This is a genomic window from Pseudoalteromonas sp. R3, from assembly GCF_004014715.1.
GTDB lineage: Bacteria > Pseudomonadota > Gammaproteobacteria > Enterobacterales > Alteromonadaceae > Pseudoalteromonas.
Genome location: NZ_CP034835.1, coordinates 830,526 through 856,121, shown reverse-complemented (window position 1 = coordinate 856,121; position 25,596 = coordinate 830,526). Strand labels below are relative to the sequence as shown.

Here is a 25,596-nt window from a genome sequence, read left to right as displayed (position 1 = left end):
ATAAATGACGGGTGTGTCAGGTCCATTTTAAGAGGATAGAGGTGCAGCTCCTTGCACCTGCACACGTACTGGCAATGCCAGTCGTTTACATCTGCTCTTCTTTGATAAGAGCTAGACCTTCATATGGGTCGACTTCCAGCGCTTCACAGTAACGCAGAAACTCAATCACGTCTAAACGACGTTCCTGATTTTCAATTTTGCCAATGAAAGAATGCGGTGTACCTAACACCTGAGCCAAACTGCGCATTGTATGACCTTTCTCGTGACGTTTTGATTTCAGCCACTTAGTCAACTTACTGTTTTCTTCAGAAGAAACCGTTTTCCCCATCATAATAAAACATCTCCTACTCGATGATTAATTAATACCGCCGTACGAAATTTGCCCGTCTCGACTGGCGGTTTGTTATTTCACAAGTCAGGTAAACAAATCATAAAATACAGATTTACGCTGCCTTGTTCCTATGTACCAAATTAGGTATAGACGATCTTTTCTCTAACACCTAATTAAATTTTCAACTTTCTTACCTAAAATAGAGAGGTAAGATTACTGTGACACTTTAACAAATATTTTATAACTTGTACCAGTATACGAAATAATTTATTTTTTCTTTAAAAAATAGTGGTTTAGAGCTAATCTGTAACAAAATAACAAATTTTAGGAGAATTTTTGATGATCCGGCTCATATTTTTGCTACCCATTTTGCTGTGTGTGGGTTGGTATTACTTTTTGCGCGTCAACGGCGTTCCGCTCAAACAAGGCAAACGCGGATTCATCTATATTCTCGCTTTTTCCACTCTGGTGTTGGGATTCTTTGTGCTTATGATGCATCTTACCAACCCTGGCTAGCAAGACAGCTCTGACTTCCCACAGACGATCAATACAGTACCTTATACTGTACCAGAACTCAGGGAAAAATAATGGTAGCGGTTTGTCTAATAGAGAAACTAAAAAGCCATGCGAGTGCATGGCCAGGGTGTTTAAAAACGTCAATTTAGAGTCGTTTTATACGCTAAAGCTCGCGCCGCAACCGCAAGTCGTCGTTGCATTAGGGTTACTGACAAAGAAGCGCGCGCCTTCAAGGCCCTCGGTATAATCTACTTCACCATCAACCAGGTATTGAATACTCATAGGGTCCACAACCATAGACACCCCATTTTTCTCGATTTCTAAATCACCTGGATTGGTTTTTTCATCAAAAGTAAAACCATACTGAAACCCAGAACATCCGCCGCCAGTCACATACACTCGCAGCTTGAGGTTAGGGTTTTCTTCCTCAGAGATAAGCTCTTTCACGCGATTTGCCGCCGCGTCGGAAAATTTAATCGGTATCTGATCAGACATGTGTATTCGACCCCTGTACATTTAGTGGCGGAATTATCTAATACCTGACTATTTTAATCAAGTATAGAGTCACCTTCGCTATGAGCCGATTTAAACGCTAAACTCCTACTCAAGTACTCTGTTGCCTGATTTACTTAATTACAAGGACTTAGAATATTTGATACACTTATCAGATGCATTAAAGGTACTCAATGCAGCACTAAGGCACTAGGCTGCTCACAACCAAGACTCTCTACAGGCCAATATTGTATGTCGCTCGATAATTTACGCCGTCGCTTAGCGAAACCAAAAACGTCCATTCAGCTTTGCTTGCTGGGAATTGGCGCAGGCTTGATTGCTGCAGTCTTGATCATCTTATTTCGTCTGACCATCTTATTGGTACAAAGCATATTTTTAGATAGTCCGGATGATTTCACCACTTTGCCGGAACACCAGCGCGTTTTACTGCCTGTTGGTGCCGCTTTACTGATCGCTTTGTTTGCCAGCTTGACGGGCTTTAAGCATTACCGCCTTGGTATCCCGTTTGTTATCTATCGCATCAAACAGCACTACGGAAAAATGCCAATCTGGAATTCGGTCAACCAATTTTTTGGTGGTGCCGTCGCGCTCATCAGTGGTTTTTCCGTTGGCAGGGAAGGCCCGTCCGTGCACATGGGTGCCACCGGTGCCAGCATTCTGGCTGAGCGTCTGCACCTCCCCATGAATGCAGCCCGTACACTCGCCGGATGTGGTGTTGCAGCCGGCATCGCTGCGTCATTTAATACACCTCTGGCTGCGGTGATTTTCGTTATGGAAGTGGTACTGAGGGAATATAAGATCCATATTTTTGTGCCTATTATGCTTGCCGCGGTCACTGGCGCACTGGCCACGCAATATGTGTTTGGCCATGATCTGGAACTGTCATTGATCAGCGTTTCAACACTCTCGTTCTGGCACTATCCATTTCTCATTTTATGCGGTTTTGTGCTTGGAGCCATCGCCTTTGCATTTAACCAAAACCTGATGCTTATTATAAAAACGTTTAAGCCCATCAGTATGTTTCCCCGCCTGATGCTTGCAGGGTTACTGGCCGGTCTGATCGGTTACCTGGTACCAGAAGCCATGGGCTCAGGCATGAGTGCCATTAAAATCGCAGTCGAAACCCCTGGAGAACTTCAATTACTCACCACGATTTTAATTGCGAAACTGCTTGCCACTATCTTTGCCATTGGGCTCGGGATCCCAGGTGGTATCATTGGTCCTGTGATTGGTTTAGGCGTGTTAATTGGCACCCTGATGGCGTATTTCGCTCAGTATATTTCACCGGATGTCAGTGTTGCTGGCACTTATGGCGTACTGGGTATGGCAGGCCTGCTGGCGGCCACTTTACATGCGCCTTTGGCTGCCCTTACTGCGGTCATGGAGCTGACTTCCAGTCCACAGATTGTGGTGCCAGCTATGATAGTGATTTCTTGTGCCTATGTCACCGCACTGCAAGTATTTGGTAACCGCTCAATCTTCTTGCAACAGCTTGATTTCCAAGGGTTGCCCTATCAGGTTTCTCCCGCCAAGGAGGCCCTGCAAAAGGTGGGGATCATGGAAGAGATGGATGAAGGCTTCAAGCTCCTCTATTCAGATGACAAAGATCAGATCCGAGAAACTCTGTCAGCCATCGACAGCCAGACGCCTCTGATAGTGCACGACGCGGAGCATGGTTACCGGCTTGCGGAATATGACCTCAGTTTAATTTCAGAGCAGAGCATGACTATCACCTATATTGAGTTACAAGGTCTGAGTACACAAGCAACGCTCGCCGACGCATTCGACATTCTTAAAGACAAGCGCTCCGGCGCAGTATACGTGTATAATCAAAAGAATAACGAACAAATTATGGGCTTGCTAAGGTGGGATCAGATCCGCCATATTCTCACTACAAGAAACAGCTTGCTGTAATTGAATGTAAAGACAACCAAGAGGTTCTATGACTACTCTGCTCGTGTATAAAGCGCTACACATTTTTTTTATGGTTGCCTGGTTTGCCGGGATTTTCTACCTGCCCAGGCTATTTGTTTACCATGCTATGACAGACGAAAAGCCCTGTTCGGCAATGCTTAAAATCATGGAGCGGCGGCTGCTCTATTTTGTCACCCCGTTTGCCATTCTCACAGCAGTCTTTGGCATTTTGCTGATCACCAGCTACGGGCGTGAATGGTTCCGCGCAAACCTGTGGCTGCACTATAAACTAGTGCCGGTGATCATGCTGTATCTCTATCATGCCTATTGTTTCAAACTTCTGGCGGACTTTAAGCACGATCGAAATCAGCGCAGCGATCGCTTCTACCGTATTTTTAACGAATTCCCGGTCATTTTACTGCTGATCATTATCATGCTCGCCATCGTGAAACCGGTTTTCTGATAACACAGTATGACGGCGAGCCAGCCGTCATTTTCCGCGCCCAAAAAACCACAATTGTGCTATTATGTCGCTCCAGTTACCCAACGCAGCGTGCGCTTTATGCCCCTGCTTTGCGAGCTCGGTTAGGAGTGCTCCCCGCCTCCTGTTGTCAATCTGTGATTAGGAATCGCCGCATGTTAAGTTTCCAAGGTGAAAACATCCTCTCCGTCAACGAACTCGACAGAGATGCCATTGAGCTGATTTTCAGTGTTGCTAAGAAAATGGAACCCTACGCTAAAAAGCACAAACGTACCAACGTGTTAGAAGGTGCTGTATTAGCTAACCTGTTTTTTGAACCCAGTACCCGAACGCGTGTCAGTTTCGGCACCGCCTTTAATTTGCTAGGCGGCACGGTCCGCGAGACCACAGGTATGCAAAGTTCCGCTTTAGCCAAAGGAGAATCCTTGTATGACACAGCCCGAGTCATTTCGGCCTACGCGGATGCAGTAGCGATGCGCCATCCAGATGCTGGCTCGGTTGCAGAGTTTGCTACCGGTTCAGATGTACCAGTGATCAATGGTGGTGATGGTCCGAACGAGCACCCCACTCAGGCCTTACTGGACCTGCTGACGATTGAGCGTGAACTGGGACGCTTTGAGCGTGGCATTGACGGCATGCATATCGCTTTGGTTGGCGACCTTAAATATGGCCGAACAGTGCACTCCCTTTCTAAATTACTGTGTCACTATAAAAACGTGCGCTTTTCTATGGTCGCCCCGGACGGGTTACAGATGCCAGACTATATTCTGGATGCGGTCAGTAATGCGGGTCACCAGATTGAGCTGGTATCTCAGATGGAAGGCAACCTGGCAGCAGATATCGTCTACCAGACACGTATTCAGGAAGAGCGTTTTCCGTCACAGGAAGAAGCCAATAAATACCGTGGCGGCTTTCGCATCAGTCAGGCGATTTATGACGCACATTGTAAACCGGAGTCGGTACTGATGCACCCACTACCACGCGACAGCCGTGGGGATGCCAACGAACTGGACAATGATTTAAATAATAACGACAACCTGGCTATCTTCCGTCAGGTTCAAAACGGCGTGTTGATCCGCATGGCGCTGTTTGCACTGACACTGGGCGTTGCCGATAAGGTTGAGCAATATGAAGTGGATGTGCCCTGGTTCAGTCGCAAGCGGGACAGCTAAGCTGTTACACTTATTCTCATGATTTGAGGTATTTGGTAAAAAACACCAGATACCTTATGCACATAACAAAGGACACACTATGACAATCAGTCAAGATCTCTTCTCTCGTGCCCAGGAATCTATCCCGGGTGGCGTTAATTCACCCGTCCGTGCGTTTAACGGCGTGGGTGGCACGCCGCTGTTTATCAATAAGGCTGAAGGCCCGCATACCTTTGATGCCGATGGCAAACGTTATATTGATTATGTTGGCTCCTGGGGACCGATGATCCTGGGCCATAACCACCCTCAAATTAAACAAGCAGTGCTGGATGCCGTTGAAAATGGCCTGAGCTATGGTGCACCGACGGAAAGCGAAATTCTGATGGCTGAAAAAGTCAAAGCACTTGTTCCGTCAATTGACAAAGTACGTATGGTCAGCTCCGGCACAGAAGCCACTATGAGTGCAATCCGTCTGGCCCGTGGTTATACAGGCAGAGATAAAATTTTGAAGTTCGAAGGCTGCTACCATGGCCATGCGGATTCTCTACTGGTTAAAGCAGGCTCAGGTGCGCTGACAATGGGCGTACCTAACTCTCCTGGGATCCCAGCTGATTTTGCTAAACACACACTTACCGTCTCTTTCAACAACCTCGACGAAGTGAAAGCCATCTTTGAACAATACCCGGATCAAATCGCTTGTATCATTGTTGAACCTGTGGCGGGCAATATGAATTGTATTCCTCCGGTCGAAGGCTTTCTGGAAGGTCTGCGCGAGATTTGTAATACCCATCAATCAGTCCTGATCTTTGATGAGGTCATGACAGGCTTTAGGGTGGCACTGGGAGGCGCTCAGGCCTATTACAATATCGAGCCAGATCTGACCTGTCTGGGTAAAGTGATTGGCGGTGGTATGCCTGTGGGTGCCTTTGGTGGTAAGCGTGAAATCATGGATTACATTGCCCCTGTAGGCCCAGTCTATCAGGCAGGCACGCTATCCGGTAATCCGATTGCCATGACCGCTGGCCTGAAAGCTCTTGAGCTGCTGTCTGAGCCAGGACTGCACGATACCCTTGAGACCAAAAGCAAGCAACTTTGTGACGGTTTCCAGCGTGCTGCAGATGCAGCGGGTATTGCACTAACCACCAACTATGCAGGTGGTATGTTTGGCTTCTTCTTCACCGAAGCTACACGTGTTGACACCTATCAGCAGGCGACTGAATGCGACCTTGAGCGCTTCAAGCGCTTTTTCCACCTGATGTTGGAAGAAGGTGTCTATCTGGCTCCGTCCGCGTTCGAAGCCGGCTTTGTCAGCACCATGCACAGCGACGAAGATATTGCTGAAACAATCAAGGCCGCAGAACGCGCTTTTGCTAAGCTTGCTGCCTGATAAATCCGTATAGCTCAAATACCTAAAAAGCCCCAATGGGGCTTTTTTTGTGGCTGACAGTAAAAACTTTCGATGCTTTGAACTATTCTTTGCTTATTCACGGTCTCCTAACAGTGACTTATAAGCAAAGATAACATTATGACAGGACTCAGATCAGCCGCCAGCCCAGCCATCGCTTTTATGGCACAGCTAAAATACAAAACAAAAATCAGCCTGGTATTTGGCATTCTCTTGGTGCCACTCAGTCTGAGCTTATTTTTTCTGAACTCTACCCTGACTCAGTCTATTCAGGTCAGTCAGCAACAGCGTGCCGGATTGCAATTTTACCCCCCTATTTTAGAAAACCTGCTCAACCAGCAAGCCCAACGCAATGCCCAGGTGCTGGCACGCAGTCCATTTTCCGCAGGTTTAAAGCCAGGTAATGAACTCGAACATCTGTCCATCGCTTCCAAACTCGCCATTGATAATGATCTCAGCCGCTCTTATCTCAATCGCTCTTTGGTCGAATCCCTGCCAAACCTGATAGCCCAGGTTAATAATATTGCCCAGCAAGCCACTGATATCATTGGCCAGGGCCGCTTTACGCCGGATTCTTTTATCGCGCTGTCTAATCTAAACAAAGTTCTGCCACTGGTTAAAGCGCAGATGAACGACAAACTGGGCGTGGCAACAGCACATAACAAACAAGTTAATAAACGTCTCAAAGACAAAATTTCAGCGCTGAATCGTTCACTCGATAACTATCATCGAGCCATCAAAGATAAGTTGCTTGAGCCCGATGACATTGAGCTGACCAACAGTGCATTTAACAGCGCGCATCGTGATGTACTGACCCAACTCAGTGGTCTGATCAATGAAGCAACGCCGACATTGAAAACACTACTCGATAACAAACTGACGAGCGAACGCAGGATCCGCAATCTGGTGGCGCTGGCCTCTGTGCTCAGCCTGCTATTAGCACTTTATCTTATGCTCGGTTTCTATTTTGCTGTGGTAGATACCATTGCGGAGTTTTCAGCATCAGCACAACAAGCTGCCGGGGGCAACCTGGCTGTCAGAGCACTCCCTCGGGGCAAAGATGAGCTTAGCGAAATCTTGCGCCAGTACAATGCCGTGCTGGATGCCTTTGTCCACTTGCTGGGAAATGTCAGAACTACATCAATCGACTTATACGGCGCAACAGACAAGCTCAGTCAGATAAGCCAGGATACCCGGGAAGACGTGGCACAACAGCAAGCTAAAATCCAGACAGTACACCAGGCCCTCAGTGAAATGGCCAATGCTGCGGATGCCGTTGAAAACTCAGCCCACCATGCCACTGAGCTGGCCGCCACAGCCGCGCAACAAGTCAAACAGGGCAGTGAAAATACCACTCGACTGGCCGAACATATGACGGTATTGCAACAAGAGTTCGAAGAAAGTCGTATCGCGCTGGATAAACTAGCTCAGGATAGTCAAAACATCAGCAAAGTGAGCCTGGGGATCAGTGAAATTGCGGAACAAACCAACCTGTTAGCACTTAACGCAGCCATAGAGGCTGCTCGAGCGGGAGAGCAAGGTCGTGGATTCGCAGTTGTTGCAGACGAAGTGCGTACTCTGGCGCAGAGAACTCAGCAACAGACTGAAGAGATCCATTCCATTATTCACTCATTGCAACAGGCATCGAATGATACGCAAAAGAAAATGCTCAGTAGTGTCGAAAAAATGGAACAAGGTGTCAGTGCAGCCAATGAGACAAACCAGGTACTCAGCGCCGCAGAACAAAGTATGGCCGATATCGACCAGCAAGGTCATGTGATCAGCGATCAGGTACAACGCCAGGCTGTTGCAACCCAACAGGCACTGGCAGAGTCGAGTGAAATAAGCCACCTTGCCGACCACACACTAAGTTCCGCAGAGGCCACAAAAAGCGATGCTCAAAAACTCAGTAATATGGCGGCCACTTTGAAGCAGTTGATTGCTAAGTTCAAAACCGAATAACGATCAGCCTTCGGGTTAACCACACCCGGGACGAGGGTTAAATTCCTCAATACGTATGGGTAACTGAATAGTTGGCCCACAATGCGGTGCGGCCTGCTCTCCGGTTCGCTCATTAATAAACGCCCAGCGTATCCCCTGAGGGCGTTGGTCCGCTATCGCTTGTGGGTTCAGAGGCTTTAAATAGCGGATATACAGCTCCAGCGCACCTCTGCCCCCAGTCAATTTTGCAGGCTTGTTGTCATCACGCCCGACCCAGGTCACCGTCACTGTATTGTGATCGAATCCCGCAAACCAGCTGTCTCTCAACTCATTACTTGTCCCTGTTTTACCTGCCAGCTGAACTGACGGAAAATGCTGATTCAGACGCTTTGCAGTACCGCTTTTTGTTACTCTTTTGAGTCCATAACGCGTCATATACATAGCTTCCTGAGAAAAACGAGATTGGCGAGCAACGCGATGCTGATACAAGCGCTTCCCTGTGGTGTTGGTAATGGCAGAGATACTCGTGAGTGACGCATACTGGCCGCTGGCAGCCAGTGTCGTATACATCTGTGCGACGTCAAAGCTAGACAATTCCACAGCACCCAGCAGCATAGAAGGATACAGAGGAATATCACTGTCGATCCCCAACTGTTGCATAGTCTGGGCAACCGTATCAACGCCCACATCCAGACCTAGATTCACGGCAGGAATGTTAATACTTTCACTAAAGGCACGATACAACGGCACCGCACCTCTGAATTTGTGATCAAAGTTTTCCGGTTGCCAGGTTTTGCCTGCCGCGTTGGTGACTTGCAGCGGAGCGTCTTCAAGCAAAGTGCCTAAATTATACTGTGGTTGTTCTAACGCTGAAAGATAAATAGCGGGCTTCACCAGAGATCCCACGTTGCGACGGGTATCCAGTACCCGGTTAAACCCTGAGTATCGTAGCTGACGCCCGGCGACCAGCGCAGAAACACCACTTTTTTCAATATTTACCGAGAGCATGCCCACTTCTAGTTGTGCCGTCGAAAAACGTCGCTCAAGATAGGGTAACCCCTCACTGATGGCATCTTCCATTGCAGTCTGTTTTTGCAGATCGAAGTAAGTAAATACCCGGATCCCAGCGTTAACCACATTTTCGTCAGGTAACAAGCGTTGTAATTCACGATTGACCAACTCCAGATATCCCGGGTAGGTTTGCATCAGGCTTTCTTTCAAAGGCTGTATGCTGATGGGGCGCTCCAACGCCTGACGGTATTCATTCGTGGTGATCAAGCCATTCTCAGCCATCAACCTGAGTACCAGATCGCGCCGCTCCATTGTGCGCTCCGGATAACGGCGTGGATTGTAATACGAAGGGCCTTTCACCATAGCAACCAGCATGGCAATCTGATCAAACTCAAGTTCATCGACCGGCTTTGCAAAATAGAATTCTGCTGCCAAACCCATTCCATGCACACCCTGATTGTAAGCCTGGCCCAGATATACCTCGTTAAGATAAGCTTCCAGGATCTCATCTTTGCTGTAACGGAAATCCAGAATAAGGGCGATAAAGGCTTCATTGACTTTACGTAGCAAAGAGCGCTCTCGGGTCAGATAAAAATTCTTTGCCAGTTGCTGGGTCAGGGTACTACCTCCCTGCACTGTGCGTCCGGCACGAATATTATGATAGAGGGCACGCATGATTGACCATACCGATACGCCATGATGCTCATAGAAAGCCCTGTCTTCAACAACCAGGAGGGTATTTTTGAGAATATCTGGCATTTTCGCCAGTGGTACAAACTCCCTGTCCTGCCGGCTTTCATTGCCTATCCGGGCAATTTGTACAGGCTCTAATCTTGCCGCCTGAATTCGCCTGCCCTGCTCATTAACGATGCTGGCAAGCTTTTTCCCGGCAAAATTCAGCGTGAATATACGGGCCTGTTCAACCCCGTCATGAAACTCAAAAGTACGTCGATAAACGGTGATGGTACGACCCTGAACCACGAACTGCCCCGTGTGTTTAATGCGATTAACACGGGAATAATTGAGCCGCTCCAGCTCCCAAATCACTTCCTGCTCAGCCAGGTACTGATCCGGATAAAACGACATCGCCCTGGCGTATACCTGTACTGGCAGTTGCCATTTATTACCTTCAAATTGGCGACTGACTTTAGCATCGAGATAGACCACGTAACCGGCAACGGCAAATACCATCGCCAAGCTCAACTTCCAGCACAATGACCACAGCGTACTCAGGACACGACGACGAAATGCACCCAAACGTTGCTTTACTGTCGTTGCAGATTTGGCAGTCTTTTTCTTGCCTGATTTGGCAGATGTTTTGCGTGGGGATTTACGGGGTTTGCTCGGTGCTTTTTTATTGTCTGCCATTGCCCATGGAATGTTTGCTGAGAGTTAATGGATGCTAGATTATCTCAGATTAACTTCCGCTTAAACCAAAAAGCGCGATGAGGCGCACTTTTTGGTTGTTTCTTCACTACTTATTGCGAATGGTCACAAATTCTGGGTAAGCATCGATACCACAGTCATGCTGATCCATCCCACTAAGCTCTTCTTCTTCCCCGACACGGATCCCCATCAGAGTTTTGATCATACCCCAGACAATATATGACGCAATAAATACGAAGCCCAAAATAGTCACCAGACCAATGGCTTGTGTCGCAAAACTGGCGTCGCTGTTGGAAAATGGCACCATCATAATACCCAGCGCACCACACACACCATGAACAGAGATGGCGCCCACAGGGTCGTCAATGCGCAGTTTATCTAATGCAACAATGCTGAATACCACTAAAGAGCCCCCCAACATACCAAGGATACAGGCCAGAATAGGTGTCGGTGACGCAGGCTCTGCCGTGATGGTGACTAAACCGGCCAGCGCACCATTTAGGATCATTGTCAGGTCTGCTTTTTTCCACATCAGTTTACACACCACCAGCGCAGCAATCGCACCAGCCGCAGCCGCTGCATTCGTATTAACCATGATTTGACTCACTGCGATGGCGTTACTTTTATCAGCCAGAAATAACTGAGAGCCACCATTAAAGCCAAACCAACCCATCCATAAAATGAAAGTACCCAGTGTCGCCAATGGCAAGTTTGAACCTGGAATTGGATAAATCTCTCCATTCTTGCCATATTTACCTTTTCGAGCACCCAGCAGCAGCACGCCAGCCAGAGCAGCCGCGGCACCGGCACCATGCACAATGGCGGAGCCCGCAAAGTCTACAAAGCCCATCTCAGACAAAAACCCAGCGCCCCAGGTCCAGTAACCCTCAATCGGATAGATGAGGCCTGTCAGAACGACTGTAAACAATAAAAATGCCCAAAGCTTCATGCGCTCAGCAACCGCGCCAGAGACAATCGACATCGCAGTGGCTACAAATACTACTTGAAAGAAAAAGTCAGATTCCAGCGCATGGTCCGCATCCGCCGCAGCACTACCAATCAGTGCGCCAAAGTTAGGTACTACTCCGCCTTCAACATTATCAACATACATGATGTTATAGCCGACCAGCAAAAACATGGTGCAGGCAATGGCATACAGGGCGATATTCTTAGTCAAAATTTCTGTGGTATTTTTAGAGCGAACCAACCCAGCTTCGAGCATGGCAAATCCCGCGGCCATCCACATCACCAGAATACCACTGACCAGAAAGTAAAATGTGTTCAGAGAGAATTGTAATTCTATTACCGTGTTTTCCATCGTCTTGCCCCTTAAATCGCTTCTTCGTCGAGTTCACCGGTACGGATCCGGACTATCTGTTCGAGGTCATAAACAAAGATTTTGCCGTCACCAATTTTGCCTGTGCTGGCGATCTCTGTAATAGCTTCAACAACACGTTGGGTATTTTCACTGCGCGTGGCAATTTCCAGCTTAATTTTAGGAATAAAATCGACCTGATATTCGGCTCCACGATACAACTCGGTGTGACCCCGCTGACGGCCAAAGCCTTTTACATCAACCACGGTCATGCCTTCAATGCCGAGCTCGGCCAGGGCTTCGCGAACCTCATCCAGCTTAAATGGTTTAATTATTGCGCTTATCATTTTCATTATTTGCCCCCCCAGGGCAGCTGATCCTGTCACAGGGGGTAATCCAACCTTTATGCCAAAAATAAAAATCTTTATCTTTTATTTGGTTAGGATATTTTTATCGCATTTTAGAAAGGACAAACGCACCGAACTGGTGCGCTTGTTTGTTGTCTGACTTGAAATGGTGCAAAGTTGAGAGAACGTGGCCCGGTTTAGCTTTCACTGACCATAACGCAGTTGCGCTGGGCTTCTTTAGCTCGGTACAGCGCATTATCTGCCGCACGCATTACATCACTGAGTGTCGCTTTATCGCATCGGGCAATCCCAACACTGAGTGTACAGTGCAGTGACTCATCCTGGATCATAAACTCAGTATTGGCAAAGCGTTCTCTAAAGTCCTGACAACTGTCTTTGGCCACTTTCAGATCATTACCCGGCATCAGCACCGCAAACTCCTCTCCACCCACACGAGCAACTAAGCAATGATTGAATGAACTATTCAACAATTCCGCCGCCTGAGACAAGACCTTGTCACCACCAAGGTGGCCATACCGATCATTGATCGCCTTAAAATGATCCAGATCGAGCAAGGCCAGCGTGAACTGATCCGGTTTATTTTTGAGTACCTTATCCATGTGCTGGCAAAAATAGCGGCGATTATAGAGGCCCGTCAAAAAGTCCCGGTGGGCATATTCTTTAATGTCTGCGATCAGATTTAGCTGGTCCATCGTTTGCATTACACGACAGTGAAACTCTTCATTCATAAACGGCTTTGTCAAAAAGTCGTTGGCGCCATATTTTATAAACTTAGCTGACAGACCGTGACTGCCCGCTCCAGACAAACCTATGATGGCCAGATCATCACGCCCACGGCTATTTCGCACAGCTTTCACCAACTCAAAACCGTCCATAGTTGGCATCGCGTAGTCAGTCAAAAGAAGCTTTATCTCTGGTTTGGCATTGAGCATATTGAGCGCTTGCTCACCATCTTGAGCCTCAAATACAGTGAACAGCTGCTTCTCCAACATTTGCCGCATCACTGCACGGCTGATCATGGAGTCGTCTGCAATGAGCGCCTGACACCCCTCGTTGCGCAACAAACGCGATACCAATTTGATAGCGTACAAATAAGAATCCCGATTGTCTTTAATCACATAGTCCACGACCCCCATTTCAAGCATTTGCTGACGACTGTACTCATCTATTTTGGAGGTCAGTACCACCGTAGGAACATTGCGGCTCAGAGTTAACTGAACTACTTCACCGTCCGACGCATCAGGTAAGGTCAGATCTACCAATGCCAGGGTGTAATGTTGGCTCTCGAGCAATGCCTGGGTTTCTTTGAGTGACCAGGCATAATCAATTTCCACATCCAGGTGTTGTGACGCAAGGTGGCGTAGGATCTGCTGCACAACCTTACTGTCTTCGACGATTAATACTCTTTGCATTACTATGCTCTACTAAAACTACGAGAAAAGGGAAGAGATACAAGAATTTAACAGCGCTAAATACTTTCATACTACGGACATAAGGATTAAATATACGCGATTTCTGTGACAAAAAAAACTCACGACTCAATTAAATTGTAAACAGACAGCAACCAACATACGCCGAACCTCTGTTCTCGCGAGCCATTTAAGGCACAAAAAAGAAACTTATTAATACATAAAATCAACATACAGAACGCGTAGCCTGTTTTTTGGCTATTAGTCTCAAGTTCTTTGAATTCTCCTTAATATCCGTCTTAAATAAGTCGATTCATTTCATCAAAAAATTACAAGAACATGTTGTTGAAGCCATTACTTTTCGCACTTTCTGCCACTCTACTCACCACGTTGCCGCAAACAGTACAGGCACAAACCGATACCCAAGGCCAGTTAACCCAGCAAATCGATGCGCAGGTTATTACTGAGCACAAAGGAACCTTTAACGGAGCACGCTTTGCCTACACGGCTGCCACGGGCACTCAACCGGTATGGGATAAAGAAGGCCACCCCATTGCGACGCTACATTACACTTACTATAAAAAGAACAAAGTCAAAGATCCCGCCACTCGTCCGTTGCTGATCTCCTTTAATGGCGGACCGGGCTCTGCCTCTGTATGGATGCACATAGCTTATACTGGCCCCCGGGTACTGAAAATTGACGATGAAGGTTATCCAATGCAACCGTATGGTTTGAAAGATAACCCAGATTCTGTGCTGGATGTGGCCGATATCCTGTTTGTGAATCCAGTTAATACAGGCTATTCGCGTGTACTCCCCGAGCAAGATGGTTCAATGGCCGACAAACAAACTCTGCAAAAACGCTTTTTTGGTATCAATGCCGATGTGGAATATCTTGCAAGCTGGCTAAATACTTTTGTTAACCGCCATGGCCGCGCACTCTCTCCTAAATTTTTGATCGGCGAAAGCTATGGCACAACCCGTGTTTCTGGTTTAGCCCATGAGCTACAAAACAAGCAATGGCTATTTCTCAATGGGGTCGTACTGGTTTCTCCCACTGACATAGGCATTAAACGTCAGGGGCCTGTAAAAAGTGCTAACCGTCTGCCATATTTCGCCGCAACTGCCTGGTATCACAATGCGCTCTCTGAAGAGCTACAGAATCAGGATCTGCTTAGCGTACTTGAGCAGGTCGAAGCCTATACACTCGACCACTATCTGCCCGCTTTAGCCAAAGGCGCCATGTTGAATGAACAGGCACGCCAGAAAGTTGCTAAAAAAGTTGCCCATTACAGTGGGCTATCAGAGCAGTTCGTATTGCAAAATAACCTCGATATTCCCAACCAGGCTTTCTGGAAAGAGTTGTTACGCGAACGCGGTTACACTGTCGGTCGCCTGGACTCTCGTTACCTTGGAATTGATAAACGAGAGGCGGGCGAAAAGCCAGATTATTGGCCGGAATTGGATGCCTGGTTGCACGCATTTACACCTGCAATCAACCATTATTTCCGCTCCGAGCTGAATTATAAAACCGACATAAAATACAATATGTTTGGTGACGTGCGCCCCTGGGATCGCAGTAATAACGATGTCGGTGAGCAGTTGCGTCTGTCAATGGCGAAAAACCCTTACCTGAACGTAATGGTGCAGTCAGGTTACTATGATGGCGCCACCAACTACTTTGATGGTAAGTACAACCTCTGGCATCTCGATCCCAGCGGTAAAATGCAGGACAGATTGCGCTTTAAGGGCTATCGCTCAGGTCACATGATGTATCTGCGTCGCCCTGACCTGACTCAAGCCAATCAGGACCTGCGAGAATTCATCACCGACTCGCTAAAATTCAACCAGTCAGCGAAATATTGAATCCAGTTGAATGACGAGAATACGGCGCCCAACTGAGGCGCCGTTTTTATTTCCCTTGCGGCGAGCACAGATAACTTCACACACAGATTGCAAAAGTTAGGTATACTCAAAACAACAATTGAAGATGCCCATGTTTTTATTCTGCTTACTCAGCAATAAGTTAACAACAATCCGCTGGGTTAAGAGTGAGCCGTGGGCCCGAAGTACAGATAGTGAGGAAACCTCATGAGCGAGCATTTTCGCGTTGTGTTTTCTGGCTTTAAGCCCGGTACCGACGACCAGGCAGCCATAGAGCAACTCGCAGCCAAGTTAAAAGTACCAGAGCAAAAGGTCACCGAATTCACCTCAGGTAAGCCCTTGTTTGGTCCCGCTGACAAACAAAAGTGTCTGAAGCAGGCTAAGTTGCTTGCGATGTATGGGATCCAAAGCAAGCTACAAGCACACACCTCATCAGTAGCTGGAGGCGCTCAAAACGCTGCGAATGAACGCGTATTTGATGCTCTGGACTACATCACCAGCAGTCTGATCCGCATCGAAGAAAAGCTGGATGAACTTGAACAACGCATCGACGGTAAGCAAGTACAAAGCGAGCAAAGTGAAGACGATGAATGGGAAGACGAAACCCTGTTCAGTGAACTTGAGTTGGACAGTGAGCCACCTAAACGTTCTAAAAAGCTCTTATATATTCTGCTATCACTATTAGTGTTACTGCTAGTTGTTCTAGGGATCAGCCTCGCTTTCCCAGAGTTGGTGCCAATGTAATGAAAATAAATTCACGCTTAGATGAAAATACTGCAACTATCAGGAAGAAAATTCGGAATGATATTAGAAAATCTCGCAACAGCCTCTCTGAAGAACAACAAAAAGATGCAGAAGAAAAATTAAATATTAATTTTATTCAACATGTAGACTTACCTAAAAAGGCCCGAATCGGGATCTACCTTGAGAACGATGGCGAACTCAGAACAAACCTTTTAATTCAATCACTTTGGTCAAAAGGGATGTCACTTTTCCTGCCTGTGATCCACCCTTTTAGTAAGGTCACTTTGCTGTTTCAGAAGTATGAAAAAAACTCACCCATGAAGCGGAATCGCTATGCTATCTTAGAACCAGAATTAAATTGTAGCGAAATTTGCCCACTGGCGCAGTTAGACTATTTACTGCTTCCGTTGGTGGCGTTTGACGACGCAGGCAATCGCCTCGGTATGGGAGGTGGCTACTATGATCGTACACTGGCGCGTTATTATCGTGAAAACTGGCAACAACCAAAGTTAATTGGACTGGCACATGACTGTCAGAAAGTCCCGGCATTGCCAACAGAAGCCTGGGACGTGCCCTTATCAACCATAATCACGCCGCAAAAATGCTATCAGTGGTAAACGCATTGATAATGTATCTCCCCCACCACTGATTCATCACAATAGTGCCAGATCATAAATTCTTCTATTAAAGGCATCTGGCATACTTTTCTGCGCTTTGGGCGTATAATTGCGAACCAATAATTAACTAAAACAGTGATCGCGTTATGACTCAAGATGAAATGAAAAAAGCAGCTGCCTGGGCGGCATTACAATATGTCGAAGCTGGTACAGTTGTTGGTGTGGGTACAGGTTCTACCGTAAACCACTTTATTGATGCATTAGGCAGTGTCAAAGATACCATTAAAGGGGCGGTTTCAAGTTCTGAGGCTTCCACAGAAAAGCTCAAAGCGCTGGGGATCGACGTATTTGAGCTTAATGATGTCTCTGAGCTGGACATCTACGTGGATGGTGCGGATGAAATTAATGCACATAACCAGATGATTAAAGGTGGTGGTGCAGCACTGACACGCGAGAAGATTGTTGCCGCAGTTGCCAGACAATTTGTCTGCATCGTCGACAACACTAAACATGTTGACGTACTGGGCCAGTTCCCTTTACCGGTTGAAGTGATCCCAATGGCACGAAGCTATGTTGCCCGCGAATTACTTAAGCTCGGTGGTGATCCTGTCTATCGTCAGGGCGTCGTGACAGACAATGGCAACGTGATTTTAGACGTACATGGACTGTCCATCACTCAGGCAGCCGAGCTGGAAGAAAAAATTAATCAAATCGTCGGTGTTGTCACCAATGGCCTGTTCGCTCAGCGCGGCGCCAACATCGTCATTACAGGTACCCCAGAGGGGCCACAAATTAAGTAACAGGAATAAGTCATGAGTAAGGTATCGTTGTCAAAGGACAAAATTCGCATTTTATTGTTGGAAGGCGTGCACCAGAGCGCAGTTGAAACACTCAAACGCAATGGTTATAGCAATATCGAGTACGTCAAGACATCGCTACCTGAAAGTGAACTGATTGAGCGGATCAAGAATGTCCACTTTGTCGGGATCCGCTCACGTACTCACCTGAGTGAAGCCGTGCTGGAAGCTGCAGAAAAACTAGTTGCTGTTGGCTGCTTCTGTATTGGTACCAACCAGGTCGACCTGGACGCGGCTAAAAAACGCGGTATAGCCGTATTTAATGCGCCATTTTCTAATACGCGCTCAGTGGCTGAGCTGGTCCTGGGTGAGATCCTGCTACTATTACGGGGCATTCCAAAACGCAACGCCATGGCACACCGCGGTGAATGGTTCAAATCAGCTATTGGCTCCTTTGAAGCGCGCGGTAAAACACTGGGGATCATTGGTTATGGTCATATAGGAACTCAGCTGGGGATCATGGCTGAAAACATCGGTATGAAAGTCGAGTTTTACGACATTGAAGATAAACTCACCTTAGGTAATGCGCAGCAGGTACAGAGTTTAACTCAGCTATTGCAACGTGCTGATGTGGTGAGTTTGCACGTACCTGAAACGTCGCAAACCAAGAATTTGATCGGTATGGCTGAGTTGGAAGTAATGAAGCAAGGTGCCATTCTGATCAATGCATCGCGCGGTACAGTCGTGGATATCGATGCACTGGCAGAAGCACTCAGCGCAGGTAAACTCTCAGGTGCCGCCATTGACGTATTCCCTGTCGAACCTAAGTCTAATGACGAAGAGTTTGTCTCACCACTGCGCCAATTCGACAATGTGATCTTAACCCCACACGTAGGAGGCTCCACTCAGGAGGCTCAGGAAAACATTGGTATTGAAGTTGCTGGTAAACTAACCAAGTACTCAGACAATGGCTCAACGGTTACAGCGGTGAATTTCCCGGAAGTATCTCTTCCTGAACTATCTAATCGCAGTCGACTGCTGCACGTGCATGAGAACCGCCCTGGCGTGCTGACGCAAATTAACCAGGCTTTCGCACAGCATGGTATTAATATCGCAGCTCAATACCTGCAAACCGACGAAAGCATAGGTTACGTGGTGATTGATGTCGACAGCGATCATTCTGAAGTTGCTTTAAAAGAGTTAAGCGCAGTTGAAGGCACCATCCGTGCCCGTATCCTGCACTAACGGCTTTGGTAACAGAGACAAAAAAGCCTGTCTGATGACAGGCTTTTTTATTTCATATACTGAGCAATATGTTACTCAATAAGATGGCTATTATGCCATGAAATCAACACCTTCTTTGATGTCTTTTTCAAGAGTAGCCAGCATGTCGTCTTTTGCTTGTTGCTCAAACGCGCTCAGCTCGCCATATGGTAGTAGCTCTTCTACGCCGTTCTTGCCAAGACGTACAGGTTGTGCGAAGAAAGTCGCATCGCCAGTGTTGCCTTCAACGTACGCATACTCAACAACGTTTTCGCCTTGCAGGCCTTTAACTAGTGAGAAGCAGAAACGTGCTGCGGCTGCGCCCATAGACAGAGTTGCAGAACCGCCACCTGCCTTAGCTTCAACCACTTCAGTACCTGCATTCTGAATACGCTTGGTCAGTGCTGCTACTTCTTCATCAGAGAACTCAGCACCTTCAACCTGTGAAAGCAGAGGCAGAATTGTAGTACCTGAGTGACCACCAATCACTGGCACTTTCACGTCGCTTACGTTCAGGCCTTTCAGCTCAGCGATGAAAGTTTCTGCACGGATAACATCCAGTGTAGTCACACCGAATACACGAGCAGGATCGTAAGTACCCGCTTTTTTGAACACTTCAGCAACGATTGGCACAGTGCCATTAACTGGGTTTGTGATAACACCTACCAGGGCTTTAGGACAGTTCTTAACAATGCCTTCAGACAAAGTTTTGATGATGCCTGCATTCACATTGAACAGATCAGCACGGTCCATGCCCGGCTTACGTGGCATACCCGCAGGGATCAGAACGATGTCTGCATCAACTAGCGCTGCATCCAGGTCATCTTTACCAAAACCAGCAACTTTTACCGCTGTAGGGATGTGAGACAGATCAACCGCTACGCCAGGTACTACTGGCGCTACGTCGTATAGCGCAAGCTCAGAACCAGCAGGCAAACCGTTTTTAAGCAAAAGAGACAATGCTTGACCGATACCGCCAGCGGCACCTAATACAGCAACTTTCATTGGAATTCTCCATAATTTGAAGGTGGAATTAAATGTGCTGTAAAGATAATGAAAAGCGCCGCCAAAAACAAATTTATCCGCGCAATTTTCGTCTTTTTTTCGACTATAGTTGTAAAGTTCGCGACAAATACTGCTACTAATGGTTTACGCCTCAATGTAGGTTTCACATTCAGGAAATCCTCCTCGCTTGAAGAAACTTCTTGTGCATAAATTTGGGTAACAGGGTGGTTTTGTGTAAAATCCTAGCAATTGAGTCACAAAGAAGTACAGAGTATGCAGCCGCAGGAAAAACAAGAAGCCCTCGTCAAAGCCTTTAAGGCCCTGTTAAAAGAAGAAAATTTTGGTTCTCAAGGTGAAATAGTCGATGCCCTAAAGGAGCAGGGATTCGATAACATTAGCCAGAGCAAAGTCTCTCGGATGCTAAGCAAGTTCGGTGCTGTCCGGACCCGCAATGCTAAACAGGAAATGGTGTATTGTTTACCGGCAGAAATGGGCGTGCCTACAGCCAAAAGCCCGTTGCGCCAGCTGGTGATTGACATAGTACATAATGAAATGATGATCATTATTCGTACCAGCCCGGGAGCCGCGCAGTTAATTGCCCGACTACTGGACTCTTTAGGCTCTGCAGATGGCGTCCTCGGCACTATCGCGGGTGATGATACCATTTTTATTGCACCCGCTAAGGTCTCTGAAATTGATGAGACACTGGAGCGTGTGAAAACCTTATTTGATAATGTCTGATAACACTTACTTCTGCGCCATTTGCTTTAAAAATTTTAGCGATGGCGCAAAAAACGCCGCCCCCATATCCCCCTGAGAGTAGTCCAGTAAAGGGTCGTAGTCTCCGTCACCACATAACCCAAAGCGGCTATGCAGCAGTTGTTCAAACGCGTTGCCTTTCGCTGCACAACTGAGCCACAGGCTGCCTTGTTCATATACATCACCATACGGCATGCTCTGATTGAGTAACAAAGGCTTCCCCTCGCTGTCTTTTATCTCGTTGAGCCGAGCGTGATTGTAGGGGGGGCATCTTCAATCAGCTCATTATCCAGCCGGGTGCGTCCCATTAACTGCTCCTGATCAGCTAAGGGCAATGCCTGCCAGCGCGCCAAATCAAACTGAGTACGCTGTACATGAATATAACTCCCCTGATCATCCAGGCCGTCTGGGTTGCTCACTAGTGCAACCTGGCGCTTAAAGCGCCCATGAGGGATATCAGCGCCATAGACAAAGCCATTGAAGTCGCGGCCATCGAGAAATCGAAATGCGCGTACCTGAGCAACCAGCTCAATACTACCCGCCAGCATATGCAGTACGCTTTGAGCAAACAGATGATTAACGTCTTCTCTGTCAGAACGGATCACATAAAGCAGATCGAAGGGCTGACTGTGGCACAAGTGCTCACTGCTTTTAATCAGGGGAAAACTTTTAAGCTGGGGAGGAATAAACTCAGGGTAAATATGAGGCCAGTATTGTGCACCAATGGCCACAAAACTGCTCAGCATAGCTTCTGAAAAACGGTCGCTAAGCTCATCCTGTAACCTGCCAGCCTGACTGAGCGCCGAGCGTACGACTTCATCCTGGCCATCCAGTACGTTAAAAAATAAGTGCAAACCATGCAGATTTGCCTCGGCACATATCCCGGATTGTGCTTGCGCCATTACCCCACCCTATGATTATTTCAACGTACGAATACCAACTTCACTTAATACTTGTTCAATTCGAAGGAGCAAATTGGTATTACATCTGACATAAAAACTCGCCATAATGAGCCCTGTAGGGTGCGGTTGTGCCCCTTCTTTGTGGGTGTCTCTGTTCACGCCCGGTCACCGCTCTACCCTAACTTACTACTAGGTAATGTAACGAATTGTTATGCCTTAAGAAAAGAAGTTTATCGCATGGGGCTTAATTTTCAAACTCACTGGTCTACTGAGATCCAGAGGTTTATCTGACGGCATCGCGACTTCCAGCACCTGACCTTCCAGTTCAATGGCATACAAATACTCAGTCCCGACAAAGCGGTGTTGCATCACCTCAACCTGGCCCTGTTCAGCATTAAACAGTTCAATATGGCTGGGTCTGAGATATATCTGCCCTTCCTGTACCGGGCTATGAATATCAATCAGAGACTCCACTGAACCAAACGCCGTTTCAACCTGGGCACCGTTATGGCGCTGCGCTGCTACATAGGCACCTTGCCCCAAAAATTCCGCCACCTGGCGACTACTCGGATGCTGGAAGAGCTCTTTGGGCGTGCCTAGCTGGGCAATTTGCCCCTGATGCATAATGGCGAGCCGATCTGCAAAAGCAAAAGCCTCATCTTTGGAGTGACTGACGAAAATAGCCGATACTTGCTGATCTTTAATAATATCGCGAATATCTTTGATCAGCTGAAAACGCACCTGCGCATCGATGTTTGAAAACGGCTCGTCCAGCAACAACAGGTTGGGATGGTATGCAAGGGCTCTGGCAATGGCGACCCGCTGCTGCTGACCACCAGATAGCTCGTGGGGGAAGCGTTTCGCGTACCCTTCCAGATGCACCAGCTCCAACATTTGTGCCACACGGCTGTACCTTTCTGGCTTGCTCAGTTTATTGAGACCAAAGGCGATGTTCTGCTCAACAGTTAGGTGCGGAAACAGTGCATAATCCTGAAACATCATACCGATATTGCGATGCTGAGGCGCGACGAAATGTAGCTCGCTGCTGACACTTTTGCCATTAATGCGGATCTCACCCTGCTGAGGATGCAATAGCCCGGCAATGGCCTTTAAGGTTGTCGTTTTACCACAGCCACTGGCACCGAGCAGGCAAACTATTTCATTCTCAGCCACTGTCAAATCAAGCTGCTGTATCACAGGGTGACCATCATAATGGTAGTGTAACGATTGGATTTCTAAGCTTGGCATTAGTTGTGTTGTTCCATTGAGCGATTAACCCAGTATAAGGGGATCAGTCCAACCAGGACGATAAACAAGGCAGAGATAGAGGCCAGTTCAAGTTGCTCATCACTGACATATTGATAAACATGGGTGGCCAGGGTTTCAAAATTAAATGGTCTTAACAGCAGTGCAGCTGGCAGTTCTTTCATACATTCAATGAACACCAATAAACCAGCGGTCAGCAATCCACGCTTCAGCAAGGGCATATGAACCCGGGTCAGGGTCTGAAAGCGCCCTTTCCCGAGTGATAAGCTGGCCATATCGATACTCGGGCTAATACGCACAAAACTCGATTCCACGGCACCATGGGCAATCGCATAAAACCGCACGACATAGGCAAAAACCATAGCGAACAAGGTACCACTCAGCAACAGGCCGGGCTCAAAGCCTGAACCATCAAGCCATTCATTTAGTTTGGTGTCCATTAAAGTGAGTGGTAACAGCACCGCAATTGCCAGAACTGTTCCTGGTAATGCATATCCGGTACTGGCAAACCGGCCCGGCAATGGGGAGAGTTTGCCCGGTTCAATGCGCTGATAATACACCACCAATAAACTGATCATCATAGCGATAGCACTCACGTATAAACTGATCTTCAAACTCTGCAGCGCGTAATTAAAAAACTCCTCATTCCAGGCCTGATCAAAATAATGCCACGCGTAATTGAGGAGTATTCCAACCGGCACAAAAAACGCCACACCGAGGATCAGCATACAGAAGCCCCAGGCCAGCCACCCCTGATAACCGGTCAAATCGTAAAGATAGGTGTCATTAACCCCAGACTGTCGCTCATGTACCACTTGTGTTTTACGACTCATACGCTCAAGTAACAGCGCGACAAACAAAAACAACAGCATGATACCCGAGATCTTGGCTGCGGCAGTCAGCGAATAATATCCCAGCCAGGTGTCGTACACAGCTGTTGTCAGGGTGCTTACCGCAAAGTAATGCACGGTGGCAAAATCCGCCATAGTTTCCATGCTGATCAGCGCTAATGCGGCAACAATTGCGCCACGGGATAAAGGTAAGCTCACTTTGAAGAAACTCTGCGCCGGACTCATGCCCATCAGCTGACTGGCCTGTACCAGCTTGAAAGACTGCTCTCGCAAAGCAGTTTTGAAAATCAAATAGAGATAGGGATAAAGTACCAGAGCTATCATGACTATGGCGCCAGGCAAAGTGCGCAGGTCAAAAAACCAGTAATCATCTGGCCCCTGCCAACCAAATTGCTGTCGTAACCAAATCTGAACCGGCCCGGCATAATCGAGTAAATCAGTATAAACGTAAGCGATGATATAAGCAGGAAGTGCTAGGGGTAACATCAATGCCCATTCAAATATCCGCTTGCCGGGAAAATGACAGTAGGCTGTTAACCACCCCAGCGGCAGGGCAATGAGTGAGCTGAGCGTCACCACACCGGCGATCAGCACTATGGTGTTACGGGTATAATCCCATAACACACTCTGCCATAAATGGCTGAATACTTCCGATTCACCTTGCAGTGCTTCGAAAATCAGAAATGCCAGCGGGATTGACAGGGCTATGCCTATCAACCACGCCATGCACTGCCACGAGGACAGACTTTGTTTTAATTGCATTTACAGGTCAAATTTTACCTCATCGATGAGCTTAAGCGCCATCGGACGGTATTTACTGATCTCGGACAAAGGTAAGCTGTCTTCCTTAAAGGTGCCCCAGGATGCCACTAGTTTCGACAATTCGACGCCCGGTTTAACCGGATATTCCATATTCATCGAGGCGTACATGTTCTGGGCTTTATTGTCGGTCATAAACTCGATCAGTTTCAAGGCATTTTCTTTGTTTTTCGAGTACTTGGTCATTACTACACCCGAAACATTCAGGTGCGAGCCACGGTCGGTCTGATTTGGGAAATTAATATAAACCGCATCAGCCCAGACTTTTTGCTTACTGTCTTCAAGCATTTTACCAAAGTAGTAGCTGTTGCCCAGTGCCAGGTCACACAGACCTTCTTTTACAGCTTTAACCTGCGCACGGTCGTTGCCCTGTGGCTTACGTGCCAGATTGGCCTTCACCCCTTGCAGCCAGGTCTTGGTTTCAGCTTCACCATGGTGTGCAATCATAGACGCTACCAGCCCCAGGTTGTAGGGGTGTTTACCTGAACGCGTACAAATTTTGCCTTTGTATTTAGGATCAGCCAGTTCCTCATAACTCAGATTGGTTAGCTTTCCTGATCTGTCTTTTGAGGAATAAACATTACGTACACGCTTGGTCAAGGCGACCCAGTGGCCATCCGGATCCCGAAAGCTAGCTGGAATATTTTTGTCAACCGCTTCACTTTCTATCGGGTTAGTCAACCCAAGCTCCTCAAGCTGGATCATCGCACTGAAATTCGAGGTTAGCACAAGATCGGCACGGCCATGTTTGCCTTCCCTTTTTACTCGCTCAATCAGGCCTTTTTTCGCAAACACCACATTGGTTTTAATACCAGTCTGCTTAGTAAAGTCGTCCAGAATTGGCTGGATCAGAAAAGGTTGACGATAGGAATAGATGTTTACCTCATCCGCAGCGACAGCAGATAAACTATTAACGGCAGCAAGCAGAGTTAAGATTGCACTTTTCAT

22 protein-coding genes and 1 pseudogene are annotated in these 25,596 nt (G+C 47.4%); 12 read left to right on the top strand and 11 right to left on the bottom strand.

Going from position 1 to position 25,596, the window contains the following annotated elements:
• Window positions 1–85 precede the first annotated feature (85 nt).
• On the bottom strand, window positions 86–331 hold the full coding sequence (locus ELR70_RS08670; RefSeq protein WP_010382949.1) for a helix-turn-helix transcriptional regulator: 246 nt from the start codon (window positions 329–331) through the stop codon (window positions 86–88).
• 339 nt (window positions 332–670) lie between these two features.
• Here ELR70_RS08670 and ELR70_RS24815 point away from each other — a divergent pair, with 339 nt between their 5' ends.
• The gene (locus ELR70_RS24815; RefSeq protein ID WP_164881440.1) at window positions 671–847 is read left to right on the top strand and encodes a hypothetical protein; all 177 of its coding nucleotides are present in this window, start codon (window positions 671–673) and stop codon (window positions 845–847) included.
• A gap of 156 nt (window positions 848–1,003) precedes the next feature.
• Here ELR70_RS24815 and erpA read toward each other — a convergent pair whose 3' ends face one another.
• Window positions 1,004–1,342, bottom strand: a complete 339-nt coding sequence (gene erpA / locus ELR70_RS08665; RefSeq protein WP_054014597.1) for an iron-sulfur cluster insertion protein ErpA — start codon at window positions 1,340–1,342, stop codon at window positions 1,004–1,006.
• 249 nt (window positions 1,343–1,591) lie between these two features.
• On the opposite strand from erpA, the gene ELR70_RS08660 reads away from it, so the two are divergent.
• The 5 genes from ELR70_RS08660 to ELR70_RS08640 all read left to right on the top strand — a co-directional run bounded on the left by ELR70_RS08660 (window position 1,592) and on the right by ELR70_RS08640 (window position 8,273).
• Window positions 1,592–3,274 (top strand): chloride channel protein, encoded by a 1,683-nt coding sequence (locus ELR70_RS08660; protein ID WP_054014596.1) that lies wholly within the window; start codon window positions 1,592–1,594, stop codon window positions 3,272–3,274.
• A gap of 28 nt (window positions 3,275–3,302) precedes the next feature.
• A complete protein-coding gene (locus ELR70_RS08655; RefSeq protein ID WP_054014595.1) occupies window positions 3,303–3,737 on the top strand; it encodes a CopD family protein in 435 nt (144 codons plus the stop codon).
• A 173-nt stretch (window positions 3,738–3,910) separates the two neighbouring features.
• Window positions 3,911–4,927, top strand: a complete 1,017-nt coding sequence (locus tag ELR70_RS08650; RefSeq protein WP_054014594.1) for an aspartate carbamoyltransferase — start codon at window positions 3,911–3,913, stop codon at window positions 4,925–4,927.
• A gap of 79 nt (window positions 4,928–5,006) precedes the next feature.
• Window positions 5,007–6,293: a glutamate-1-semialdehyde 2,1-aminomutase gene (gene hemL / locus ELR70_RS08645; RefSeq protein ID WP_054014593.1), complete on the top strand. Its 1,287-nt coding sequence runs from the start codon at window positions 5,007–5,009 to the stop codon at window positions 6,291–6,293.
• A gap of 138 nt (window positions 6,294–6,431) precedes the next feature.
• Window positions 6,432–8,273, top strand: a complete 1,842-nt coding sequence (locus tag ELR70_RS08640; protein ID WP_054014592.1) for a methyl-accepting chemotaxis protein — start codon at window positions 6,432–6,434, stop codon at window positions 8,271–8,273.
• A gap of 15 nt (window positions 8,274–8,288) precedes the next feature.
• Here ELR70_RS08640 and mrcB read toward each other — a convergent pair whose 3' ends face one another.
• From mrcB to ELR70_RS08620, 4 genes are all read right to left on the bottom strand, one after another.
• Window positions 8,289–10,631, bottom strand: coding sequence for a penicillin-binding protein 1B (gene mrcB / locus ELR70_RS08635; RefSeq protein ID WP_054014591.1), 2,343 nt, complete (start codon window positions 10,629–10,631; stop codon window positions 8,289–8,291).
• 106 nt (window positions 10,632–10,737) lie between these two features.
• Window positions 10,738–11,967 carry an ammonium transporter gene (locus tag ELR70_RS08630; protein ID WP_054014590.1) on the bottom strand — a complete coding sequence of 410 codons (1,230 nt, stop codon included), beginning with the start codon at window positions 11,965–11,967 and terminating at the stop codon, window positions 10,738–10,740.
• A gap of 11 nt (window positions 11,968–11,978) precedes the next feature.
• Window positions 11,979–12,317 carry a P-II family nitrogen regulator gene (locus ELR70_RS08625; RefSeq protein WP_010382970.1) on the bottom strand — a complete coding sequence of 113 codons (339 nt, stop codon included), beginning with the start codon at window positions 12,315–12,317 and terminating at the stop codon, window positions 11,979–11,981.
• Window positions 12,318–12,508: 191 nt separating this feature from the next.
• The gene (locus tag ELR70_RS08620; protein WP_054014589.1) at window positions 12,509–13,744 is read right to left on the bottom strand and encodes a diguanylate cyclase; all 1,236 of its coding nucleotides are present in this window, start codon (window positions 13,742–13,744) and stop codon (window positions 12,509–12,511) included.
• Window positions 13,745–14,080: 336 nt separating this feature from the next.
• Here ELR70_RS08620 and ELR70_RS08615 point away from each other — a divergent pair, with 336 nt between their 5' ends.
• From ELR70_RS08615 to serA, 5 genes are all read left to right on the top strand, one after another.
• Window positions 14,081–15,607 (top strand): carboxypeptidase, encoded by a 1,527-nt coding sequence (locus ELR70_RS08615; RefSeq protein ID WP_128064543.1) that lies wholly within the window; start codon window positions 14,081–14,083, stop codon window positions 15,605–15,607.
• A gap of 225 nt (window positions 15,608–15,832) precedes the next feature.
• Window positions 15,833–16,369, top strand: coding sequence for a hypothetical protein (locus ELR70_RS08610; RefSeq protein ID WP_054014588.1), 537 nt, complete (start codon window positions 15,833–15,835; stop codon window positions 16,367–16,369).
• On the top strand, window positions 16,369–16,986 hold the full coding sequence (locus ELR70_RS08605) for a 5-formyltetrahydrofolate cyclo-ligase (protein ID WP_054014587.1): 618 nt from the start codon (window positions 16,369–16,371) through the stop codon (window positions 16,984–16,986). Before ELR70_RS08610 ends, ELR70_RS08605 begins: the two co-directional genes overlap by 1 nt.
• A gap of 146 nt (window positions 16,987–17,132) precedes the next feature.
• Complete coding sequence (rpiA, locus tag ELR70_RS08600) at window positions 17,133–17,786, top strand: ribose-5-phosphate isomerase RpiA (protein ID WP_054014586.1); 654 nt, start codon at window positions 17,133–17,135, stop codon at window positions 17,784–17,786.
• A 12-nt stretch (window positions 17,787–17,798) separates the two neighbouring features.
• The gene (serA, locus tag ELR70_RS08595) at window positions 17,799–19,028 is read left to right on the top strand and encodes a phosphoglycerate dehydrogenase (protein ID WP_054014585.1); all 1,230 of its coding nucleotides are present in this window, start codon (window positions 17,799–17,801) and stop codon (window positions 19,026–19,028) included.
• Window positions 19,029–19,118: 90 nt separating this feature from the next.
• On the opposite strand, the gene mdh is transcribed toward serA, so the two are convergent.
• Window positions 19,119–20,051, bottom strand: coding sequence for a malate dehydrogenase (mdh, locus tag ELR70_RS08590; protein ID WP_054014584.1), 933 nt, complete (start codon window positions 20,049–20,051; stop codon window positions 19,119–19,121).
• Between the two features lie 273 nt (window positions 20,052–20,324).
• Between mdh and argR the strand changes: the two genes are divergently transcribed.
• Window positions 20,325–20,792 (top strand): transcriptional regulator ArgR, encoded by a 468-nt coding sequence (gene argR / locus ELR70_RS08585; RefSeq protein ID WP_054014583.1) that lies wholly within the window; start codon window positions 20,325–20,327, stop codon window positions 20,790–20,792.
• Between the two features lie 6 nt (window positions 20,793–20,798).
• On the opposite strand, the pseudogene ELR70_RS08580 reads toward argR, so the two are convergent.
• From ELR70_RS08580 to ELR70_RS08565, 4 genes and pseudogenes are all read right to left on the bottom strand, one after another.
• Window positions 20,799–21,712: pseudogene (locus ELR70_RS08580) on the bottom strand (Dyp-type peroxidase).
• Between the two features lie 216 nt (window positions 21,713–21,928).
• A complete protein-coding gene (locus tag ELR70_RS08575) occupies window positions 21,929–22,960 on the bottom strand; it encodes an ABC transporter ATP-binding protein (protein ID WP_054014581.1) in 1,032 nt (343 codons plus the stop codon).
• On the bottom strand, window positions 22,960–24,591 hold the full coding sequence (locus ELR70_RS08570; RefSeq protein ID WP_054014580.1) for an iron ABC transporter permease: 1,632 nt from the start codon (window positions 24,589–24,591) through the stop codon (window positions 22,960–22,962). Before ELR70_RS08570 ends, ELR70_RS08575 begins: the two co-directional genes overlap by 1 nt.
• Window positions 24,592–25,596, bottom strand: coding sequence for a Fe(3+) ABC transporter substrate-binding protein (locus ELR70_RS08565; protein ID WP_054014579.1), 1,005 nt, complete (start codon window positions 25,594–25,596; stop codon window positions 24,592–24,594). It abuts the gene before it with no gap.

Excerpts from the sequence above, each read along its gene's own strand:
- ELR70_RS08575 (WP_054014581.1), bottom strand. The coding sequence starts at position 22,960 with ATGCCAAGCTTAGAAATCCAATCGTTACACTACCATTATGATGGTCAC.
- rpiA (WP_054014586.1), top strand. The coding sequence starts at position 17,133 with ATGACTCAAGATGAAATGAAAAAAGCAGCTGCCTGGGCGGCATTACAA.
- erpA (WP_054014597.1), bottom strand. The coding sequence starts at position 1,342 with ATGTCTGATCAGATACCGATTAAATTTTCCGACGCGGCGGCAAATCGC.
- ELR70_RS08640 (WP_054014592.1), top strand. The coding sequence starts at position 6,432 with ATGACAGGACTCAGATCAGCCGCCAGCCCAGCCATCGCTTTTATGGCA.
- ELR70_RS08570 (WP_054014580.1), bottom strand. The coding sequence starts at position 24,591 with ATGCAATTAAAACAAAGTCTGTCCTCGTGGCAGTGCATGGCGTGGTTG.
- ELR70_RS08610 (WP_054014588.1), top strand. The coding sequence starts at position 15,833 with ATGAGCGAGCATTTTCGCGTTGTGTTTTCTGGCTTTAAGCCCGGTACC.
- ELR70_RS08565 (WP_054014579.1), bottom strand. The coding sequence starts at position 25,596 with ATGAAAAGTGCAATCTTAACTCTGCTTGCTGCCGTTAATAGTTTATCT.
- hemL (WP_054014593.1), top strand. The coding sequence starts at position 5,007 with ATGACAATCAGTCAAGATCTCTTCTCTCGTGCCCAGGAATCTATCCCG.
- ELR70_RS08605 (WP_054014587.1), top strand. The coding sequence starts at position 16,369 with ATGAAAATAAATTCACGCTTAGATGAAAATACTGCAACTATCAGGAAG.
- ELR70_RS08615 (WP_128064543.1), top strand. The coding sequence starts at position 14,081 with ATGTTGTTGAAGCCATTACTTTTCGCACTTTCTGCCACTCTACTCACC.
- serA (WP_054014585.1), top strand. The coding sequence starts at position 17,799 with ATGAGTAAGGTATCGTTGTCAAAGGACAAAATTCGCATTTTATTGTTG.
- ELR70_RS08660 (WP_054014596.1), top strand. The coding sequence starts at position 1,592 with ATGTCGCTCGATAATTTACGCCGTCGCTTAGCGAAACCAAAAACGTCC.
- mdh (WP_054014584.1), bottom strand. The coding sequence starts at position 20,051 with ATGAAAGTTGCTGTATTAGGTGCCGCTGGCGGTATCGGTCAAGCATTG.
- argR (WP_054014583.1), top strand. The coding sequence starts at position 20,325 with ATGCAGCCGCAGGAAAAACAAGAAGCCCTCGTCAAAGCCTTTAAGGCC.
- ELR70_RS08650 (WP_054014594.1), top strand. The coding sequence starts at position 3,911 with ATGTTAAGTTTCCAAGGTGAAAACATCCTCTCCGTCAACGAACTCGAC.
- ELR70_RS08630 (WP_054014590.1), bottom strand. The coding sequence starts at position 11,967 with ATGGAAAACACGGTAATAGAATTACAATTCTCTCTGAACACATTTTAC.
- ELR70_RS08655 (WP_054014595.1), top strand. The coding sequence starts at position 3,303 with ATGACTACTCTGCTCGTGTATAAAGCGCTACACATTTTTTTTATGGTT.
- ELR70_RS08620 (WP_054014589.1), bottom strand. The coding sequence starts at position 13,744 with ATGCAAAGAGTATTAATCGTCGAAGACAGTAAGGTTGTGCAGCAGATC.
- mrcB (WP_054014591.1), bottom strand. The coding sequence starts at position 10,631 with ATGGCAGACAATAAAAAAGCACCGAGCAAACCCCGTAAATCCCCACGC.
- ELR70_RS08625 (WP_010382970.1), bottom strand. The coding sequence starts at position 12,317 with ATGAAAATGATAAGCGCAATAATTAAACCATTTAAGCTGGATGAGGTT.
- ELR70_RS08670 (WP_010382949.1), bottom strand. The coding sequence starts at position 331 with ATGATGGGGAAAACGGTTTCTTCTGAAGAAAACAGTAAGTTGACTAAG.
- ELR70_RS24815 (WP_164881440.1), top strand. The coding sequence starts at position 671 with ATGATCCGGCTCATATTTTTGCTACCCATTTTGCTGTGTGTGGGTTGG.